This window comes from Pandoraea capi, from assembly GCF_902459735.1.
GTDB classification, from domain to species: Bacteria; Pseudomonadota; Gammaproteobacteria; order Burkholderiales; family Burkholderiaceae; genus Pandoraea; species Pandoraea capi.
Genome location: NZ_CABPRV010000009.1, coordinates 64,267 through 83,668, shown reverse-complemented (window position 1 = coordinate 83,668; position 19,402 = coordinate 64,267). Strand labels below are relative to the sequence as shown.

Annotated in this window: 21 protein-coding genes; 7 read left to right on the top strand and 14 right to left on the bottom strand. The window is 63.3% G+C overall.

The window, feature by feature from the left end; genetic code table 11:
* Positions 1–296: 296 nt before the first annotated feature.
* Positions 297–1,775, top strand: coding sequence for an MFS transporter (locus PCA20602_RS17955; RefSeq protein ID WP_150722397.1), 1,479 nt, complete (start codon positions 297–299; stop codon positions 1,773–1,775).
* Positions 1,776–1,948: 173 nt separating this feature from the next.
* On the opposite strand, the gene PCA20602_RS17950 is transcribed toward PCA20602_RS17955, so the two are convergent.
* Positions 1,949–2,425 carry a CBS domain-containing protein gene (locus tag PCA20602_RS17950; RefSeq protein WP_069344042.1) on the bottom strand — a complete coding sequence of 159 codons (477 nt, stop codon included), beginning with the start codon at positions 2,423–2,425 and terminating at the stop codon, positions 1,949–1,951.
* 584 nt (positions 2,426–3,009) lie between these two features.
* Between PCA20602_RS17950 and infA the strand changes: the two genes are divergently transcribed.
* Positions 3,010–3,231: a translation initiation factor IF-1 gene (gene infA / locus PCA20602_RS17945; protein ID WP_039393473.1), complete on the top strand. Its 222-nt coding sequence runs from the start codon at positions 3,010–3,012 to the stop codon at positions 3,229–3,231.
* A gap of 28 nt (positions 3,232–3,259) precedes the next feature.
* On the opposite strand, the gene PCA20602_RS17940 is transcribed toward infA, so the two are convergent.
* The 4 genes from PCA20602_RS17940 to PCA20602_RS17925 form a co-directional block, all read right to left on the bottom strand.
* Positions 3,260–3,706, bottom strand: coding sequence for a GNAT family N-acetyltransferase (locus PCA20602_RS17940; RefSeq protein WP_150722396.1), 447 nt, complete (start codon positions 3,704–3,706; stop codon positions 3,260–3,262).
* 25 nt (positions 3,707–3,731) lie between these two features.
* Positions 3,732–4,028 carry an acylphosphatase gene (locus PCA20602_RS17935; protein WP_150722395.1) on the bottom strand — a complete coding sequence of 99 codons (297 nt, stop codon included), beginning with the start codon at positions 4,026–4,028 and terminating at the stop codon, positions 3,732–3,734.
* 4 nt (positions 4,029–4,032) lie between these two features.
* Positions 4,033–5,154, bottom strand: coding sequence for a metallophosphoesterase (locus PCA20602_RS17930; RefSeq protein ID WP_150722509.1), 1,122 nt, complete (start codon positions 5,152–5,154; stop codon positions 4,033–4,035).
* Positions 5,155–5,448: 294 nt separating this feature from the next.
* Positions 5,449–5,766 (bottom strand): nucleotide pyrophosphohydrolase, encoded by a 318-nt coding sequence (locus PCA20602_RS17925; protein ID WP_246182231.1) that lies wholly within the window; start codon positions 5,764–5,766, stop codon positions 5,449–5,451.
* Positions 5,767–5,949: 183 nt separating this feature from the next.
* Here PCA20602_RS17925 and PCA20602_RS17920 point away from each other — a divergent pair, with 183 nt between their 5' ends.
* The 4 genes from PCA20602_RS17920 (at position 5,950) to PCA20602_RS17905 (ending at position 10,382) form a co-directional block, all read left to right on the top strand.
* Positions 5,950–6,324: a 2Fe-2S iron-sulfur cluster-binding protein gene (locus PCA20602_RS17920; RefSeq protein ID WP_343032107.1), complete on the top strand. Its 375-nt coding sequence runs from the start codon at positions 5,950–5,952 to the stop codon at positions 6,322–6,324.
* A 66-nt stretch (positions 6,325–6,390) separates the two neighbouring features.
* Complete coding sequence (gene ettA, locus PCA20602_RS17915) at positions 6,391–8,058, top strand: energy-dependent translational throttle protein EttA (protein WP_069344045.1); 1,668 nt, start codon at positions 6,391–6,393, stop codon at positions 8,056–8,058.
* A gap of 166 nt (positions 8,059–8,224) precedes the next feature.
* Positions 8,225–9,022 (top strand): 3-hydroxybutyrate dehydrogenase, encoded by a 798-nt coding sequence (locus tag PCA20602_RS17910; protein ID WP_150722393.1) that lies wholly within the window; start codon positions 8,225–8,227, stop codon positions 9,020–9,022.
* Between the two features lie 178 nt (positions 9,023–9,200).
* On the top strand, positions 9,201–10,382 hold the full coding sequence (locus PCA20602_RS17905; RefSeq protein ID WP_150722392.1) for a DUF3734 domain-containing protein: 1,182 nt from the start codon (positions 9,201–9,203) through the stop codon (positions 10,380–10,382).
* A gap of 105 nt (positions 10,383–10,487) precedes the next feature.
* Here PCA20602_RS17905 and PCA20602_RS17900 read toward each other — a convergent pair whose 3' ends face one another.
* From PCA20602_RS17900 to PCA20602_RS17870, 7 genes are all read right to left on the bottom strand, one after another.
* Entirely contained in the window at positions 10,488–12,314 is a 1,827-nt protein-coding gene (locus tag PCA20602_RS17900) for a chemotaxis protein CheW (protein WP_150722391.1), read from the bottom strand.
* On the bottom strand, positions 12,311–12,838 hold the full coding sequence (locus PCA20602_RS17895; RefSeq protein ID WP_069344049.1) for a chemotaxis protein CheD: 528 nt from the start codon (positions 12,836–12,838) through the stop codon (positions 12,311–12,313). Before PCA20602_RS17895 ends, PCA20602_RS17900 begins: the two co-directional genes overlap by 4 nt.
* Positions 12,822–13,664, bottom strand: a complete 843-nt coding sequence (locus PCA20602_RS17890) for a CheR family methyltransferase (RefSeq protein ID WP_069344050.1) — start codon at positions 13,662–13,664, stop codon at positions 12,822–12,824. Before PCA20602_RS17890 ends, PCA20602_RS17895 begins: the two co-directional genes overlap by 17 nt.
* A 36-nt stretch (positions 13,665–13,700) precedes the next feature.
* Entirely contained in the window at positions 13,701–15,398 is a 1,698-nt protein-coding gene (locus tag PCA20602_RS17885; RefSeq protein ID WP_150722390.1) for a methyl-accepting chemotaxis protein, read from the bottom strand.
* Positions 15,399–15,500: 102 nt separating this feature from the next.
* Positions 15,501–15,812 (bottom strand): hypothetical protein, encoded by a 312-nt coding sequence (locus PCA20602_RS17880; RefSeq protein ID WP_150722389.1) that lies wholly within the window; start codon positions 15,810–15,812, stop codon positions 15,501–15,503.
* A gap of 739 nt (positions 15,813–16,551) precedes the next feature.
* The gene (locus tag PCA20602_RS17875; protein WP_150722388.1) at positions 16,552–16,869 is read right to left on the bottom strand and encodes a hypothetical protein; all 318 of its coding nucleotides are present in this window, start codon (positions 16,867–16,869) and stop codon (positions 16,552–16,554) included.
* Positions 16,870–17,187: 318 nt separating this feature from the next.
* Positions 17,188–17,490 (bottom strand): hypothetical protein, encoded by a 303-nt coding sequence (locus PCA20602_RS17870; protein WP_069344054.1) that lies wholly within the window; start codon positions 17,488–17,490, stop codon positions 17,188–17,190.
* 211 nt (positions 17,491–17,701) lie between these two features.
* Between PCA20602_RS17870 and PCA20602_RS17865 the strand changes: the two genes are divergently transcribed.
* The gene (locus PCA20602_RS17865; RefSeq protein ID WP_174981288.1) at positions 17,702–18,217 is read left to right on the top strand and encodes a VOC family protein; all 516 of its coding nucleotides are present in this window, start codon (positions 17,702–17,704) and stop codon (positions 18,215–18,217) included.
* 172 nt (positions 18,218–18,389) lie between these two features.
* On the opposite strand, the gene PCA20602_RS17860 is transcribed toward PCA20602_RS17865, so the two are convergent.
* Together PCA20602_RS17860 and grxD are read right to left on the bottom strand one after the other, a co-directional pair.
* Positions 18,390–19,001, bottom strand: a complete 612-nt coding sequence (locus PCA20602_RS17860) for a UbiX family flavin prenyltransferase (protein ID WP_150722386.1) — start codon at positions 18,999–19,001, stop codon at positions 18,390–18,392.
* A 35-nt stretch (positions 19,002–19,036) separates the two neighbouring features.
* Complete coding sequence (gene grxD / locus PCA20602_RS17855; protein WP_150722385.1) at positions 19,037–19,351, bottom strand: Grx4 family monothiol glutaredoxin; 315 nt, start codon at positions 19,349–19,351, stop codon at positions 19,037–19,039.
* Positions 19,352–19,402: the final 51 nt, after the last annotated feature.

The window sequence follows — 19,402 nt, the reverse complement described above, 5'->3', positions numbered from 1 at the left end:
CGCGCGTGGCTTTGCCGGACCACACATCGGATTTGAGGGATGACTCGATCATATTCCCGTCCGGTGAGACATGGGGTCATACTCTGCGATTGCTTAATCAGTGAGTGGGATTCGCTACAAATTTGGGAGTGATGCGAGAGATATTGGTGCTAGATCCCAAAAAATTGGCGTGCGGCGCGGGTTTCGTCTAAGCATATAACCAGAAAGCTCTTGGGTGACGGCGGTACCAAGCGGTAACATCGCGACCTTTGGCGTTCGCTTTTTTCCTGCATTCTCCCGTTTCCCAGCTTAGTCCCATGTCAGTCGACGTTTCCCTGTCTTCCGCGGTACCGGCCCAGACGAGTGCCGCGGCAACGCCCGCCGCGCGCGCCGGTGGCCCCGCCGTCATTCGTTCCGCCGCCGATGTGGCGCAACTCGTCAACGAAGGCGGCGCGCGCGTATCGAACGCCCGCTGGATCGTGGCCATCGCCCTGGGCGGCGTGTTCCTCGATGCTTACGACCTCGGTGCGCTCGCGTTCGGCCTCAAGGACGTCACCCGAGAGTTTCAACTGACGCCGGCAGGCACGGGCATGGTGGCGTCGGCCATCACGTTCGGCGCCATCGTCGGCGCGTTCCTCGGCGGCTATTTCACCGATCGCATCGGCCGTTACCGCGTGTTCATGGCCGACATGCTGTGCTTCGTCATCGCGGCCATCGCTTGCGCACTGGCGCCGAACGAATACGTGCTCGCCGGTGCGCGCTTCGTGATGGGGCTGGGCGTCGGGATCGACCTGCCTGTGGCGATGGCCTTCCTCGCCGAGTTCTCGAAACTCAAGGGACGTGGCAACAAAGCGGCGCGGGTCGCGATGTGGTGCCCGACCTGGTACGCGGCGATATGCGGGTCCTATTTGCTCGTGTTGCTGTGCTATTCGCTGCTGCCGGCGTCGCATAGTGCGCTGCTCTGGCGCATCATCCTCGGCTTCGGCGCGATCCCCGCGCTGGCGATCATCGCCGTTCGCAGCCGTTATATGAGCGAGTCGCCCGTGTGGGCCGCCAATCAGGGCGACCTCGACGCCGCCGCGAAGATTCTCAAGCGTTCCTACGGGATCGATGCCGTCGTGGCCAAGGACGCCGAGCGCGTGGTGGCCAGGCGTCCGGCGGCGTGGAGCAACTACGGCAAGCTGCTCAAGGGCGTGTATCTGCGTCGTACCACGCTCGCGACCATCATCGCCGTGGCCTCGTCGTTCGCCTACAACGCGGTGGCGTTCGGCTTGCCGGTGATCATCGCCAGCTTCCTCGCGCAGTCGATGCTCACCACGATTCTGATGTCGCTCGCCCTCAATCTGCTGTTCGCCTTTACCGGCGGCCTGCTGGGGGTGCGTCTCGTGCCGAAGGTCGGGGCCTGGAAGTTGACGGTCGTGGGCTACGCGTTCCAACTGACGGCGCTCGTCGGTCTGGCGCTCGTGGGCAAACCGGACGGCGCGGTGCAGGTGGCATGGGCGCTCGGCTTCCTCGCGTTGTTCCTGCTGGGGCAGGGCTTCGGCCCGGGCGCGCACTCGATGACGTTCGCGTCGCTGAGCTACCCGACGTCGCTGCGCGGCGTGGGCGTCGGCTTCAACCAGACGCTCATGCGCGCCAGCTCGACGGTCTCGCTGTTTCTGTTTCCGGTGCTGGCCGCTGCATTGTCGACGAAGGTGTTCTGGGTGATCGCTGCTGCGCCCGCCATCGGTCTGCTCGCGCTGCTGGCGATCCGATGGGAGCCGTCGAACTACGACGTCGACGCGGAAGATTTCTGACCGATGCCGTGATCGGCGGACGATTTAATCGTCCATTCGAACGCCACGAACGCCACGAACGCCACGAACGCCACGACCGCACGAACGCTGTCGTGGCGTTTTTCTTTGCGCAGACGGGTGAGACGAACGCTCTCCGGGCGACGCAGTGGCAGGTTTGCGCAAGGGGCAGTCGATCAACTGGGCCGCGAGGGCGTGCTTCCCACGAGGGCGGCCGCGCCTCCCATGATGTACGTCTCGAGTTGGTCGATGGTGAACTGTTGATCCGAGATGATCGCCTTGACCAGATCGCCGATGGACAGCAGACCGACGAGCTGGTCGTCCTTCATGACCGGCAAGTGACGAATGCGGTGCTCGGTCATCAGCGACATGCACTCTTCCAGGGTCTGCTCGGGGTGGACGTAGCGTACGGCGGAGGTCATCACGTCGCGAATCGGCGTGTTGACGGACGTGCGGCCCATCAGCGCGACCTTTCGCGCGTAATCGCGCTCGGTGAAGATGCCGACGATGGCGCGGTCGTCTTCGCTGACGAGCACCGCGCCGATGCGCGCTTCGGCCATCAGGGTCAGGGCATCGAGTACCGAATCGGACGGGCGCACTTTGTACACCGTGTCGACCGATTTGGACTTCAGGATCTGAGCGACTGTTTTCATGGTCATTCCTCCTGCGGGCTACGGGTACTTACAGCATAGATGAGTGCGCGTTGCGCGTCACATCGGCGTTCACCCCGAGTCAAACGCGTGTCTGGGCGTCGGCGCAGGCCTCGCTACGGCTCATTGATGCATTGCGCAACAAATAGACGACAAAAGCGTGCAAATGGGTGGGTGTGAGCCATTTTTTCTACACGGGCGACACAGAAAGGCGTATCCTAGTGGGATCGGCGAAAATTCGCCGATCATCGCCTGACGATCGCGAAATGCTTTATCGGCGCCGCTGACACCCTGTCCTGCGAGCCGGATCACTCGCTGTGCCGATGACGCAGACCGAACCGGTCTTCGCCCTCCCGACACGCACTGCTCGTCGTTGCGGCACTGCCGCAATGTGCCTTGCTCCTTCGAACCATCGCCGCTTTTCGGTGCACCGCACGCCTTCATGGCCGGTCCACCGGGTAGGCTCCTTTTGGCGTTCGATGTGCACCCCCGTCAGATTCCGGGTGCGGGGACGGTATTGGCGAACGAACTTACAGTAACACTGGTGCTGCGCCCATCGCGAGCGGCACCCTCAAGAGGACACGATATTGGCCAAGGAAGAACTGATCGAATTCAGCGGACACGTCTCGGATGTGCTGCCGGACAATCGCTTTCGCGTCACGCTCGAGAACGGCGTGGAAGTGGTGGCATATGCGAGCGGCCGCATGCAGAAGAACCGCATTCGCATTCTCGCGGGTGACCGCGTGACGCTGGAAATGTCGCCCTACGACCTGAGCAAGGGCCGCATCAACTACCGTCACAAGAATTAAGTCAGCGCTGGCGTTCGCCTGAACGTCATCAGATCTGGCACTTGCGCGCGAGCCGCTGCCCGTCCCGGGCATAGCCGTGGCGCGCATAGAAGCGATGTGCGGCGACCCGATGGTCGCTGCTCGTCACTTCGAACTTCTCACATCCCCGCTGGTTGAACCATGCGTGAGCGGCCGCCATCAGCGCGTGCCCGACGCCCGACCCCCGCACGTTCTCCTCGACCACCAGCGCAGTAATGCGTCCCAGCCGCCCCGCCCGATGGAACATGGTGAGCGCGTGCAATCCCATACATCCCACAATGTTTTCGCATTCGTCGAGCGCGACGAATGCGGCGTCATCGCCATCTGCCGTCGACAGCGCGATATTGCGGCGAACGATGTCGAGCGGCGTTTCGTAACCCAACTGGGCGAGCAGTGCGACGATGCGTGGTGCGTCGTCGAGCGTGGCGAGGCGTGTGCTGAGCTTGGTCGATGTCATGGAGTCAGCCGCCTGGGCGTTCGCGTCAGAGTTGTTCGAACCGGTCGAAGCGACGGCCGGTGTATGCCACTTCGCTTTCGAAATCCGTCACGCGCGCACCCGGCGGGCCGTGACGCATCCATTCCAGCATCTTGTCGACCTGATCGGGCGTGCCTTGCACCATGGCGAGGATGTCGCCCTCCGGCAGTGCCTGCACCCAGCCGCGAACACCGATGAGGTGCCCCTCGCGCACGGCCGCCTGACGGTAGCCCACGCCTTGAATCTTGCCGCGCAGACGCACGGACACGGTTTCCAGCGATGCGCTGGTCGAGAGAGACTTCATAGCGTCATGCCTTGCCCGGCGTGCCCGGCACGAGCCGGATACGCGTGATTTCCGACGGCGCGCCGAAGCGTTTCGGCGGTCCCCAGTACCCGGTGCCCCGGCTCACATAGATGGCCAGTTGCTCCAGCCGGTGCAGACCGTGCACAAACGGCTGTTGCAGCGGGACGAAGTACATCCACGGCCAGAATTGTCCGCCATGCGTGTGTCCGGACAATTGCAGGTCGAAGCCCGCCGCCTGTGCGGCCGGTGCGCTGCGCGGCTGATGCGCGAGGAGCACGCGCGGCACGCCTTCCGGTGCGCCGGCCACGGCTGCCACGGGATCGCTGCGCTTGGCTTCGTCGAAGTGATGGGCGGTGAAGTCCGTCACCCCGGCAACCGTCAGCGAGGCGCCTTCGTGTTCGAGCACCACGTGCTCGTTTTCGAGGACGGTCAGGCCGATGCGGCGCAATTCCGCGACCCAGGCGAGCGCCCCCGAGTAGTACTCGTGGTTGCCCGTGCAGACGTACGTGCCATGACGCGAAGCGAGCTGGCCGAGCGGCGCGATGTGGTCGCGCAACGCGGGCACACCGCCATCGACCAGATCGCCCGTGATCGCGACGAGATCGGGCTTGAGGGCGTTCGACGCTTCGACGATGGCTTCGATGTAACGCCGCCGGATCGTCGAACTCACGTGAATGTCGCTCAACTGCACGATGGTGAACCCGCCCAGTTCGGGCGGCAGATCGGCAATCGGAATGTCGATCTCGACCACGCGCGCCAGTCGTCGGGCGTTATAGAAACCCAGCAGGGTCGAGGCGGCCGTCAGGATCAGCACGATCACAGCGGAACGGGTGACGAGCTGTGCGTCGAGCATGGAAAGCGCCATTGCCACGCCGAGCACGACGTCGCGCAGCAACGTGAGCACGAAGAGCGACGAAAAAACGCCGATGGCCGTCATGCCCGTCCACGTGAGCAGGGTGGCGAGCGGCTCTTTCTGGATGGAGCGGCTCATGAGGCCCAACGGAATCAGCACGGTCGACGCGACGAGCCATAGCCCGCCGAGCACCTTCCAGCCGATGGCGACGGGCAGCGGCGTGAGCAGTCGCCAGCCGATGTAGGCGTGCAGCAGCGCGATGATGGCGAGCATCAGCCAGCGCGGGCGCGCGGGCAGTGTGCGCTTCGACGGCTTGCCGTGCGCGTGACCCGCACCGGGCGGTGTCTGTGCGGCCTGCGAAGCTTCGGAAGATTGGGACATAGCGTTGTCGGATCAGAATTCGGGGGCGGACTCTCGCCGTTATGCGGGCGCCACGCCCGATTGCAAGAGGGGCGGCACGCCATTCGCGGAATTCGCCGAATGGGCGTGACCGTCTGCGCGGGTCCCCGGTCGGCGGTGCGCGACGGCGGATGACGTCGGCTGTCTTCGGCTAACGTCCGTACGTCCTTATGCCTTTGGCGCCGGATACTTCTGAGCGTTCATTACGAGCTTGTCGGCCACGGCGCGATTGAGGTCGACGCCGAGGACCGTGGACAGACGCACGAGGTACATGGCGATGTCGGCGAGCTCCTGCTCGACGTGCCGCGCCTCGTCCGTCTGCATCACGGCCTTGGCTTGCGCATCCGTATGCCACTGGAAGATCTCGACCAGCTCCGCGACTTCGACCGACAGCGCCATCGCGAGGTTCTTGGGCGTGTGGTGGCGATGCCAGTCGCGCGCGTCCGCGAAGGCGTGCAACTCGGCTTCGAGCCCGGTGGTATCGATAAGACGGGCAACGGGGCTGGCGGCTGTGTGCGACGCTTCGTCGGCTTCGTGGGCCTCGGCGGACGGGCTGGGATCCTTGGGCGCTGTGGACATGGGATTCGGGACTCCGGAAGTGGGGTATGGTAGCGCGTTGGCGCGCGTCGCGCCGTGTAGCGTTTCGATCATCGCAGCCTCGTTCATCCTTTGGATCCTTCTTTTTCCGCCAATCCCCAAGCCGTGCCGCCCGCCGGGGCGCCTGCCGATGCCGGCGACGCCCGGCCCTGGCGCGTCACGCTCATGCCGTCCGGCTGGCAGTTCGACGCCCCGGCAGACATGCCGATCCTGCTCGCCGCGCTCGCCGCAGGCATCAAGCTGCCGAGCCTGTGTCGTAACGGCACGTGCCGCGCTTGCCTGTGTCAGACGCAGCCCGGTGGCGCGAGTGCGCCGGTGAGGTACCGGATCGAGTGGCCGGGCCTGTCGAGTGACGAGAAGGTGGACGGTTGGTTGCTGCCGTGCTGCGCATACGCCAGCCACGACCTCGTCATCCACGCGCCCGATGCTGTGCGTGCTGCGCTTTGATAAACTTGCCGCTATCTGGCGCTCGCCCGTGAGCCGTCATAACCGTTTCAGGATCAGGAAAGCCGAATGGCACAGTACGTATTCAGCATGAACCGCGTGGGCAAGATCGTGCCGCCCAAGCGTCACATCCTCAAGGACATCTCCCTGTCGTTCTTCCCCGGCGCCAAGATCGGCGTGCTGGGCCTGAACGGTTCGGGGAAATCGACGCTGCTCAAGATCATGGCGGGCGTCGACAAGGAGATCGAAGGTGAAGCGATCCCGATGTCGAACCTGAACATCGGTTATCTGCCGCAGGAGCCGCAGCTCGACGCCGAGCAGACCGTGCGCGAGGCCGTCGAAGGCGGCATGGGCGAGATCATGGAAGCCCGCACGAAGCTCGACGAAATCTATGCCGCTTACGCCGAGCCGGACGCCGACTTCGACGCGCTGGCAGCCGAGCAGGCCAAGTACGAAGCCATTCTGGCCGCGAGCGACGGCAACAACATCGAGCAGACGCTGGAAGTCGCTGCCGATGCACTGCGTCTGCCGGCATGGGACACCAAGATCGGCGTGCTCTCCGGCGGCGAAAAGCGTCGTGTGGCGCTCGCGCGTCTGCTGCTCTCGAAGCCGGACATGCTCCTGCTCGATGAGCCGACCAACCACCTGGACGCGGAATCCGTCGACTGGCTCGAACAGTTCCTCACGCGTTTCCCGGGCACGGTCGTCGCCGTCACCCACGATCGCTACTTCCTCGATAACGCCGCCGAGTGGATTCTCGAACTCGACCGCGGTCACGGCATTCCCTGGAAGGGCAACTACAGCTCGTGGCTCGACCAGAAGGAACAGCGCCTGAAGCAGGAAGAGTCGAGCGAATCGGCGCGTCAGAAGGCACTCAAGAAGGAACTGGAGTGGGTGCGTCAGAACCCGAAGGGCCGTCAGGCGAAGTCGAAGGCGCGTCTCGCCCGTTTCGACGAGCTGAACAGCCAGGAATACCAGAAGCGCAACGAAACCCAGGAAATCTTCATCCCGGTGGGTGAGCGTCTGGGTAACGAAGTCGTCGAATTCAAGAACGTGTCGAAGGCGTTCGGCGATCGTCTGCTGATCGACGATCTGAGCTTCCAGGTGCCGCCGGGCGCTATCGTCGGCATCATCGGCCCGAACGGCGCCGGTAAGTCGACTTTCTTCAAGATGCTCACGGGACGCGAGCAGCCGGACAGCGGCGAAATCAAGGTCGGTCCGACGGTCAAGATGGCCTACGTCGACCAGAGCCGCGATGCTCTCGACGGCACCAAGACGGTGTTCGAAGAGATTTCGGGCGGTGCCGACGTGTTGACGGTGGGCAAGTACGAAACGCCGTCGCGCGCCTACATCGGTCGCTTCAACTTCAAGGGCTCGGACCAGCAGAAGCAGGTCGGTTCGCTCTCCGGTGGTGAGCGCGGTCGTCTGCATATGGCCAAGACGCTGATCTCCGGCGGCAACGTGTTGCTGCTCGATGAACCCTCGAACGATCTGGACGTCGAAACCCTGCGTGCACTCGAGGACGCGCTGCTCGAGTTCGCCGGTTGTGTGATGGTCATCTCGCACGATCGCTGGTTCCTCGATCGTATCGCTACGCATATTCTGGCCTTCGAAGGCGACTCGCACGTCGAGTTCTTCCCGGGCAACTATCAGGAGTACGAGGCGGACAAGAAGAAGCGCCTCGGCGAGGAGGCAGCAAAACCGAAGCGAATCCGCTACAAGCCGATCGCGCGGTAATGCAGGAAAAGGCGCCGCAAGGCGCCTTTTCTGTTTGTGCAGCGGCAGGATTCGCCTGCGTCATGCATGGGGTGTGTCCGGTCGCTATCAGCCAGTGTTCGACGAGTCGCGCGTGTGCGCCTGCGTGCCGCACGACCCGCCATTTTGACGAATCAGGAGTGTGCAAATGAGCCAGTCAGTGAATCAGTTGAATGGGAAAGTCGCCGTGGTGACGGGCGCTGCCAGCGGCATCGGCAAGGAGATCGCGTTGACGCTGGCACGCGCCGGCGCGGCCATTGCCATCGCCGATCTGAATCAGCAGGGCGCCGATGCCGTGGCTGAGGAGATCAAGGCGGCCGGTGGCAAAGCGATTGGCGTGGCGATGGACGTCACCAACGAAGAAGCGGTGAACAGCGGCATTGACCGCGTGGCGCAGACGTTCGGCTCGATCGACATCCTGATTTCGAACGCGGGCATTCAGATCGTCAATCCGATCGAGAACTATGCGTTCTCCGACTGGAAGAAGATGCAGGCGATTCACGTGGACGGCGCATTCCTCACGACCAAGGCGGCGCTCAAGCACATGTACAAGGACGACCGTGGCGGCATCGTCATCTACATGGGGTCGGTGCACTCGCATGAGGCGTCGCCGCTGAAGTCGGCCTATGTCGCCGCCAAGCATGCGCTGCTCGGACTGGCTCGCGTGCTGGCCAAGGAAGGCGCGAAGCACAATGTGCGCTCGCATGTCATCTGCCCGGGCTTCGTGCGCACGCCGCTCGTCGACAAACAGATTCCCGAGCAGGCGAAGGAGCTGGGAATTTCGGAAGACGAGGTCATCAAGAAGGTCATGCTCGGCGGCACGGTCGACGGGGTGTTCACCACGGTCGACGATGTGGCGCAGACCGCACTCTTCCTCGCCACGTTCCCGACGGCTGCGTTCACGGGGCAGTCGTTCGTGGTGAGCCACGGGTGGTTCATGCAGTAAGTCGAACGACATCCGGTATACGGCGATTCGTCGGACCACCGATCCGTCGATTCACTGATCCATCGTCCCCGGCGCGGTCATATGGTGCGTATGTCGTATTGCCGTATGACCGCAGGTATCGCCGACGGGGACGGTTTCAGCACTTCCAGTTCACGTAGCACGCTTCAGGAGAACGGTCATGACGGCCAACCCCCCGAAAGTCCCCAAACGCGCCATCGATCTGCCGCCGTACGAGACGGTGGCGCTCGTCTTGCAGGGCGGCGGTGCGCTCGGGGCTTATCAGGCGGGCGTTTATGCCGGGTTGTACGAGGCGGGCATTGCGCCGAACTGGATTGCGGGCATTTCCATCGGCGCGCTCAATACGGCGATCATCGCGGGCAATGCGCCGGAGCGTCGGGTGGCGCAGCTCGAAGCCTTCTGGCGCACGATCTGCGAGCCGGGTGTCTTGCCGCCGTTGCCTGCGCCGTTCGAGGCAGCGATCCTCAACGGTCCCGAGTCGGGACGCATCGCCTACAGCGCCTGGCAAGCATGGCGCGCGCTCGTCGAGGGGCAGAAAGGATTCTTCACGCCGCGCTGGCCGCAGCCGTTGCCCACCGCCATGGGCGACCCGGCGCATGCGAGCTATTACGACACCTCGGCATTGCGCGGCACGCTGGAGCGGTTTGCCGACTTCGACCGGATCAACTCGCGCGAGATTCGCGTGTCGGTCGGTGCGGTGAACGTGCATACGGGCAACTTCGTGTACTTCGACAACACGCGTGAGCGGTTGCGCGCGGAGCACTTCATGGCGTCGGGCGCGCTGCCGCCGGGGTTTCCTGCGGTGGAAATCGACGGGCAGTATTTCTGGGATGGCGGCCTCGTGTCGAACACGCCGCTCTCGGAGGTGCTGGGCACGTCGCCGCGACGCGACACGCTCGCCTTTCAGGTCGACTTGTGGAGCGCACGCGGTCCGCTGCCGGACAATCTGAACGACGTTGCGGGACGTCAGAAAGACATTCAGTTTTCGAGCCGCACGCGTCTGGTGACGGACAACCTTCAGCGCGCGCAGCACTATCGTCGTGTGTTGCGCGAAGTGCTGGACCGGGTGCCGGCGGACGTGCGTGCGCGCGATCCGTGGTGTCACGCGGCGGAGGAGATTGCGTGCAGCAAGCGGTACAACGTCATCCAAATGATCTACCGCAACAAGGAATACGAGGGGCACTACAAGGATTACCAGTTCGGTCTGGCGACGATGCTCGACCATTGGGCGAGCGGTCTGGACGACATGCGCCGCACGCTCGCGAATCCCGACTGGCTGGCGATGCCCAGCGACGCGCGCGGCTTCGTCACGCACGACATCCATCGTCAGGAAGTGATCTGACGCTGGTGTCTTCCATACTACCCCTGCGGCGTGCCCCCCGACACGCCGCAGGGCCCTGCTACCGGCGCTCGCGATTCACCGGTCCTTCCTTGATTCGGTCCTCGCTCACTGCGCCAGCGCGGCTTCCAGACGCATCTTGAGCGGTTGCAGGTCGAGCAGCATGGCCGTGCGCGCGGCGCCGTCCGCCGTCGGCAACTCCACTGCCTCGCGCATGTCGTTGCGCATCTCGTGCGTGGCGCGTCCGAGCAGCAGGGCAGGCACCGGCAACTTGTCCGCCTCGTCCAGTGTCACGATGTTCTCGATGGCGTCGACCAGCAGCCCGAACTTGTCCTTGCCGTGCTCGATGACGAGAATCTTGCGCGTTTGCGCATCGTCCTGTGCCGGCATGCCGTAAAGCGCCCGCAGATCGACGATCGTCACCAGCTCGCGCCGCAGATTGAGCATGCCGCGCACGAACGGCGGTGCCCCCGGCGCAGGCATCACCTCCGCCGAATCGTGGATGATCTCGCGCAACTGATCGAGACGCACCGCCAGCATGTGTTGCAGACGGAACGACACATAAGCGTGCCGCGTGCCGCGCGACGACTTCGCTCCCCGCCACGCACCGTCGCCCGCCTTCGCGCGTTGCGCCGGATCCGTCTCGCGATACAGTTCTCGATGCCCGCGCGTGAGTTCGAGCACCTGCGAATGCGTGAAGAGTTCATCCGCGTTGAGCAACACGATGTCGTCCGCCTGCTCTCGCGCGATGCAGCCCGAGAACAGTTGTGCATGCGACGCGCTGAACGAAGGCATCGCCAGCAATTCGTCAGCGAAATACGTGACGATGCTGTCCACCGCGTCCACCAGCAAGCCGAAATGCACGTCCTCCTGTTTGACGATCAGGATGCGGCGCGGATCGGACGCCGTGCCCGCAATCTCGGCCTCCGGGCGACTCGCCTGCAACCCCAGAAAGTGCGCGAAGTCGATGACCGGCACGACAGTGCCGCGCAGATTCAGCATGCCCACGCAAAACACACTCGCCAGCGCCGAATTCTGCAAGTCGGGAATGCGGATGATTTCGCGAATCGCCCCCATCGGCAACGCAAGATGCGACTGTTCGACGGTGAACGACACGCATTGCAACCGCTGACGCTGCTGGCGGCGCTGCGGCGCGGTGAGCGCCTGACGCGCGAGCAACTGCGGCATGTTCTCGATGCGCACGAGCGCAGCCGGGGCCAGGATCTGCAAGATCCGATCGCCACCGTCGAGCTTGATCGCGCCGGAGACCACCTGCGGCGCCGTGTGCGACGCATCGTATTCGAAGCCCGTGCGTTGCGATGCCCGCACGCGCAGAATCTCGCTCGTGCTGTCGAATAGCAATCCCACGCGCACGCCCTCGACATCGACGATGGCGATCTTCTCTGTGACGGGCGTCGCCTTGCCCATCCCGTCCCCGGCAATGGCAAGTAACGGTTTCAGATCGACGATCGGGATGAGCGTGCCGCGCAGATTGAACAGGCCCAGCAGAAACGCCGGTGAGAGCGGCACCGGCGTGATGCGCGCCGGGTAGTTCACCACCTCCTGCAACGCCGCAATCGGCAGCGCGAACTCCACGTCGCCCAGATGAAACGAGCCGAAGACTTCGACATCGTCGGCGCGCGCCGGCGCGGGTTTGGGTGACGCGGGTATGGTGAGCGGTGGCGTCAGCGCTGCCGTGGGCACTTCGTCTGCCGGGTGTGCGTCGTATGGCGGCACATCCGCAACATCCGACACATCCGGGGCATCTGCCGTTTGCCCGACACGCATCGTCACGCCGGGCAGTGACCCATAGCCCGCCCCGTAGCCCTTCAAACCCTGATACCCCTGATAGGGCGATATCGTCGGCGGCAGGACCGTCGTGCCGGCGATGGCGTCGTGATGCAAAAATGGAAAGCCCGGTGTCCGTGCATTCATGATTCGCGTCCCACGAGTCTGAGCGCGGGGCGACGCGGTACCGCAGCGCCCCCGTTGGAACCGATGGTGCGCACCACGAACGCGTGATGCGCGCAGTCGATCGTCAGTTGCCGGCCGACTTCGCCGCCCACTTCGACGTGCACGATCGGTATGCCTGTCTCGGCGATCAGCGCTTGTGCCATCTTGGCATTGGCGACGCCGATCAAGCCATGTTTGGCCGGTGGCTGGTGCGGCATCATGTTGCCGCCGCCCGCGATCACGGCCTCGATTTCGCTGCGACGCGCCCCGTCGGCTTTCATCAGCGCGAGCAACGACGGCACCGCCTGCGTCACGTACTTCGCGCCGATAGCGAGCGTGGGGTTCGGCGCTTCGGGCAACAGGCAATGCGCAAGTCCGTAGAGGCCGCGCGAGCGCCACATCAGCCCGATACCGACACATGAGCCGAGCGTCGCGCGCAGCACGTCTTCGCCGCGCCCGATGCGCACCTCGCCCATCAACACCTGAATGTCATGCGACTGCCCCATTCGATGCCCCCTGATTGCGATAAATGAGCGGTTGCTCGAACTGATAGCCGGTCGAGAGCCGCGAGAGCGACTCCGATTCGCCGACGATCAGCACGCCTTCGGGGGCAAGCGTGCCTCGTACGTTTTCCAGCACGCGTTCCTGATCGCCTGCCTCGAAATAGATCAGCACGTTACGCAGCATGACGAGGTCGAACGTCTCGCGACGCGCCAGCCGCTGGTAGAGGTTGTGTTCCGCAAACGTGATGTGCGCGCGCAGCTCAGGGGCCACGGTGAAGCCGCCGGCGCTCGGACGGAAGTACTTCGCGAGCATGGCGGGGCGCTGCTGCTTGAGACCGTCGATGCTGCGCCCGCCATAGTTGCCGGCCATCGCCACGGCCAGCACCTGACTCGAAATGTCCGTCGCGTGGATCTGATACTGGAAGCCCGCGTGGCGCGTGCGGAATTCCTCGCAGATCATCGCGGCCGAGTAGGACTCTTCCCCCGAGGACGCTGCCGCCGACCACATCCGGAAGGTGCGGCCGGGGTTCGCCGCCTGCCAGCGCGGCAGGAAATGCTGGGCGAAGTAGTCCCACACGCGCGGCGTGCGGAAGAACGTGGTCTCGTTCGTCGTGACGAGATTCACGAAATTGCGCACCTCGTCAGGCGTGCTCTCGAGCAGGGCCAGGTAGTCGCGATAGTGGCTGAGCGACAGCGTGCGCAGGCGTGGGCGCAAACGGCCCTGCAACATCGTCCACTTCTTCTCGTTCATCGAGATGCCGGTGTGCCGGTGAACTGCGCGCAGGAGCGCTTGCTGGGTCACGGCGTCGGCTTCAGCTTCGATTTCCATATCGGGCTCTCCAGGCGGACGTTGGGAAGCGCGTGCTTACACCTTGAATCTAGACACGGTGCGATCGAGTGCCTCGGCCTCCTGATTCAACCCGGTCGTTGCCTGCGCGATCGTCTCGCAGGCACCTGCCGACTTCTCCGTCTCTTCCGCGACGTGCTGGATGGCAAGGCTCACTTCGCGTGCCGCCACGAGTTGTTCCTCGGCGGCGCACGAAATCTCGGAAATCGCCTGCGTGGTGCGCGATACACCGTTCACGATCTTCTCGAACGCTTCTCCGGCCTGACGCGACACATCGCTGCCCTGCGCGACACGCTTGGTCGATTCGTTGATGAGCTTGGAAATTTCCTTGGTCGCCTGCGACGAGCGTTCGGCGAGCTTACGGACTTCGTCGGCCACGACCGAGAAGCCGAGACCGTGCTCACCGGCGCGCGCCGCTTCGATGGCTGCGTTGAACGCGAGCAGGTTGGTTTGCCCGGCGATCTCGCCGATCACCTTCACGATCTCGCCGATGTCTTCCGACGACTTGTTGATCAGCTCCATCGCTTCGATCGAGCGGGCGATGGCGCGCGAGCCGGTTTCCGCTTCCTGCTGGGTCGACTTGGCGAGTTGGTCGGCGCCCTTGGTGTTGTCCGCAATCGAGTTGATCGACGCCGTGAGTTCTTCGATGGACGCGTTCATTTCCTCCACCGTCGCGCCCAGCGCCTGAGCGCCCGTCGCCACGGTATTGGCCCGGTCGGCGATGTCGCGCGACGCGCCCGAGAATTCGCCTGCCGAATTGACGACCTTGCCGATCACGCCACGCAGGTCGTCCATCATGTGGCGAATGCCGTCGGCCAGTTGATCGATGGGGTCGGTGCCCGCTACCGCGATCTCACCCGTGAGATCACCGGCGGCCGCACGGTTGACGGTGTCGAGCAGCAACGCCACTTTGCGCTGATCTTCCTCGGCGCGTCGCTTCACGCTGGCTTCCAGCTCGACTTGCTGCGTGATGTCCGTGGCGAACTTCACGACTTTGTATGGCCGGCCGTTCGCGTCGAGGATCGGGTTGTAGGTCGCCTGAATCCAGATTTCGCGTCCGCCATTGCCAAGACGCTTGTAGCGGCCGGCGTCGAATTCGCCGCGATTGAGCTTGGCCCAGAACTCGCGGTAGGCATTGGACGCCGCGTAATCCGACTCGCAGAACACGCGGTGGTGCTTGCCGCGAATCTCGTCGAGCGAGTAGCCGAGCGTTTTCAGAAAGTTGTCGTTGGCCGTGATCACGGTGCCGTCGAGGTTGAATTCGATGACGGCCTGTGCGATGTCCATCGCGCGCACCTTGCCCTCGAACTCGGCCTGACGCGTGCGATCCGCCGTGACGTCGGTGGCGAACTTGATGACCTTGTAAGCGACACCGTTCGCGTCGAACACCGGGTTGTACGAGGCGCGGATCCACACTTCGCGCCCGCCTTTGCCGAGGCGCTTGTACTCGCCCGCATCGAACTCGCCACGGCCGAGCTTGGCCCAGAAATCGCGATACGCGCTGGACGCCGCGTAGTCCGGCTCGCAAAACATCCGGTGATGCTGGCCTTGAATTTCGTCGAGCCGGTAACCGACCGTTTGCAGGAAATTCTCGTTGGCGTGAAGAATGCGACCCTGCAAGTCGAACTCGATGACGGCCTGCACGCGGTTGAGTGCGGCGGTGACGGCCTGTAGTTCCTGTTGTTCCATCTGGAATTCAGGCGTGGCGATTTCCATGACTATTCCCCTGAGACGCTTGCCCCGGCGCGTGTCGTGCGGCCGTCACGAAAGGGATCTGCGTGCCCCCCCAATTGAGAACGCAGTCCTCTATAGACGCGATTACGACAGCGAAATAGGCAACTTGAGATCGGTGCCTACCCGCATCTGGTTTATGCCGATGCCAAGGGGAATCGCTTCGAAAACCGCATCCAATAAGGCTTTAAAGATAAATGAATCGCATAGGAAGTCGACGCCGTTATAGCGTCGATACATTTCAAACGCACAGATGAAATAGGAATACGAATGCGCCTGCACATTCACGGTGCAGGAAATTGGCGCGATCGCTTGTCGGAAACAGGTTCCGGCAAGGATCGGAGAGATTTGAAAAAAAGCCTCCTCCCGTGTCTGCAACGGGAGGAGGGTTTGAGTCAAAGCCGCACTCTTCGGGGCAATTGAAAGGGCGACGCTTATGACTATGCAAGCGCTGTGCCAGCGACACGAAACTTGAGAAAGCCCCGTATTTATTGGGTTTTCGCAGATGCGTGGAATGCCGCTATCGGGCGATGTTACGAACACACGCCCACCGCGTTACGTAACAAAGTGCGACACATTCCCCGTTTGGCAACCTTCGCTTACACGGCTTACAGACACGTGATGGGCTTCCTACAGCCGCGACGATATAAAGAAAGCGAACGGATTCGCGTTCGTCCCTGTGGAGTCAGATCATGAAGTTAGTCGTTGCTGCGTTGCTTGCCATTACCCTTGCCGGATGTGTCGTCGTTCCGGAGCGGCCTTATTACGGGGGCTATTACGGACATCGTTGCTGCTATCGCTATTGATGTCCGACGCGTTCTCTTTCGGTGAAATGGCTTTCATTTTTCCGGATGAGAATGCAAGACAATTCAGGGTATTAATGCGATCAAAGCTAATTCAAAAACTGGTGAATTCGTCAGTGCGCGATGACGCATGAAGCTTCGATAAATTTGCGAAGCTTCATGCGCGCATTGCATGAGCGTCGGCGACACCGGTGGCAACGACTGACGATGTCTTGAAAGGCTGGAAGCGCTATGAAGCCGCTGATGTGCGATGTGGCTTGAAATCCTGGCGAGTAAAAAAGCCCCGCAGGTCGAGCGACCTTGCGGGGCTTTTTTCGCCTTCGTGGCGAACGCGCTTACCGGTGGTGATGTCCGTCGCGATGATCCCAGCCACGGCGATCCCAACCACGGTCGTGATGCCAGTGACGCGGCGGCGGGCCGCGCCAGTAACGCGGGGGCGGACCATAGACGACGGGCGGCGGCGGTGCGACGACCATCGGCGCTGGGGCCGCATAGACCGGGGGCGGCGCGTAGACCGGACCCGGCGCGACGAAGGCCGGACCGGGAATGCCGATGTTGACCGAGACGTCGGTGCGGGCAAAGGCACTGCCCGACGTGAAAGCTGCTGCGAGGCCGGCAACGGCTGCCGTCGCAATCCACAAACGATGTTGCATCTGTTCTCCTTCTCTCTTTTTCGATCTCGCGCTCCCTGCACGAACGGGCAGATATCGCTCGATGTCGTGCTTGCCTGCCGTTCCCGTGCCTCGTGGCATCGACACGCAGGCGCGCGCCTTGAATCGAATTCTACGGACGGCCGACGGCGCACGGTGCTACCGCGGCACTACAGATGTAACAAGGCGTAAGGTGGCCTGCGATTGTGGTCGCCGGGCGTGATGCTGGCCGAGGAAAATGTCGAGCGTCGTGGGAGGATGGGCGAGGGGCGAGTGCCGGGCGTTGGGTGACGCCCGGGCGGGTCAGTCGGCAGTCTGCACTCAGCGGCGCTGGTGATCGCGCGGGGCGAGAAAGCTGGCCGGGCGACGACCGCGTCGCGCAGAGGTTGCGAAGTAGGAGGGGCGACGCAGATCCTGCGTGTCGTCCGGCGAGCGCCAGTAGGGCGTGCGCGGTGTGCCGAGCAGGTCGCCGGGACGATGCGGCGAAAGCGGGGGCACGGCCGCCGGCCAGGCGACGTTGCGCCAGCGGGCGCCGGCAGGCACCACAAGCACCAGCATGACGAAAACGAGCGTCACGACGGCGTAGACGACGACGGGCGGAAGCGAGGAAAAAGCGGTCTCCATGACAAAACTCCGGTCGCAAACCTGTCACACCACTGGGGGGATGCACGCGAACATGCCGTCCGGCGAGCAAAGTGTGGCGTTTTCACTATAGTCCATGCGGCTCCGGCTGACACTCGGTTGATGCCACGCGGGTTGCAGGACTACACTAGAAACGCAGTTTCCCGATTGCCGTCGCCACTTTGCACGCCGGGGGATCGTGATGAATCAGGCCGTGCCAGACCTCAGCCTTGCCGTCGAATCCACGGCACGCGTGCCTGCTGTCACTCCTGTGGCGATCGATCACGTCGCGTATCCGAGTTACGACGCGACGCTCACGCATCGATTCTACGTCGAGGTCATGGGGTTCACGCTGGCGGGTGCGCAAACCGGCATGAGCCATCTGTGGGGCAAACCCTATTTGCTGGTGAGTTACCAGATCGCGCCGGGCGAAGCCCTCGCGTTCTTCAATTGCGACGGCCTCGCGCCCGAGCCTCATCCCGACACGCCTGCAACACAGATCCACCACGTGGCGCTACGCGTGCGAGACCTCGAGTCACTCGATCGCTGGAAATCGCGTCTGACGGCGTATGAGGTGCCGTTTGCGGCCGAGCGTCACGGCGATGGTGAGCATCTTTACTTGCTGGACCCGAACGAGATCATGCTGGAGTTGTGCGTTCAGACACCGGAATCGGCCGCCGGACAGGCTCAGGGGCGCTCGACACACTGCAACGCTGGCTGGATGGCGTGAGGTGAGGTAGCGGCCTAATGCCGTAATGCCGTAATGCCGTAATGCCGTAATGCCGTAATGCCGAAGCCGAAGCCGAAGCCGAAGCCGAAACGAGGGGCCGTGAAGCCGGGCGTCAGTGAGATCGCGTGCGCGCGGCCGTTGACCGGGATGTGCTGCGCAGTGCCGAGGCGTGTCAGACTTCGGCGTCTTTGCCGAGCCCGTCCCAGCTTGACGCCACCGGCGGGGCAATGCCGAAAAGATCGATCACGCGCGCGACCGTATCGTCGACCATCGCGTCGAGCGATGCGGGGCGGTTGTAGAACGCGGGCAGTGGCGGATAGACGATGCCGCCCATCTCGGTCACGGCGGTCATATTGCGCAGATGCGCGAGGTTGAAGGGCGTTTCCCGCACCATCAGCACGAGGCGGCGGCGCTCCTTCAGGGTGACGTCGGCGGCGCGCGCGATCAGGTTGTCCGAGAGCCCGTGAGCGACGCTCGCGAGCGTCTTCATCGAGCAGGGCGCGACGATCATGCCCGCCGTGGCGAACGAGCCGCTGGCGATGTTCGCGCCGATCTCACGCACGCTGTGGTACTGATCGGCCAGCGCCTGAACGTCCGAGCGTTCCATGCCGAGTTCGTGGCGCAGCGTCAGCCAGCCCGCGCTCGACACCATCAGATGCGTTTCCACGCCGCCCATTGCGCGCAGGCGTTCGAGCAGGCGCACGCCATACACTGCACCGGTCGCGCCCGTAATGGCGACGACCAGACGTGCAGGCGTTCGGGAGGCTCCCGTCGAAACCGTCATCGACCGCGGATCGGCGAAATCGGCGAAACGTGAAATCAGGCGAGTTCGGCGAGAACCTGCTTGAGTTCGCCGCTCTGGTACATCTCCATCATGATGTCCGAGCCGCCGATGAATTCGCCGTTGATGTAGAGCTGCGGAATGGTCGGCCAGTTGGCGAATTCCTTAATACCCTGACGAATTTCGTCGTCTTGCAGCACGTCGACCGTGAACAGGTCGCCCACTTCGCATGCCTTCAGGATCTGCACGGCACGGCCCGAGAAGCCGCACATCGGGAATTGCGCGTTGCCCTTCATGAAAAGGACGACGGGATGTTCGGAGACGATTTGCTGGATACGTTGCTGGGTAGTCATGATCGGAAGCCCGTGGGGATGCCGGAAAGTCGGCGTATCCGGCATTTTAGC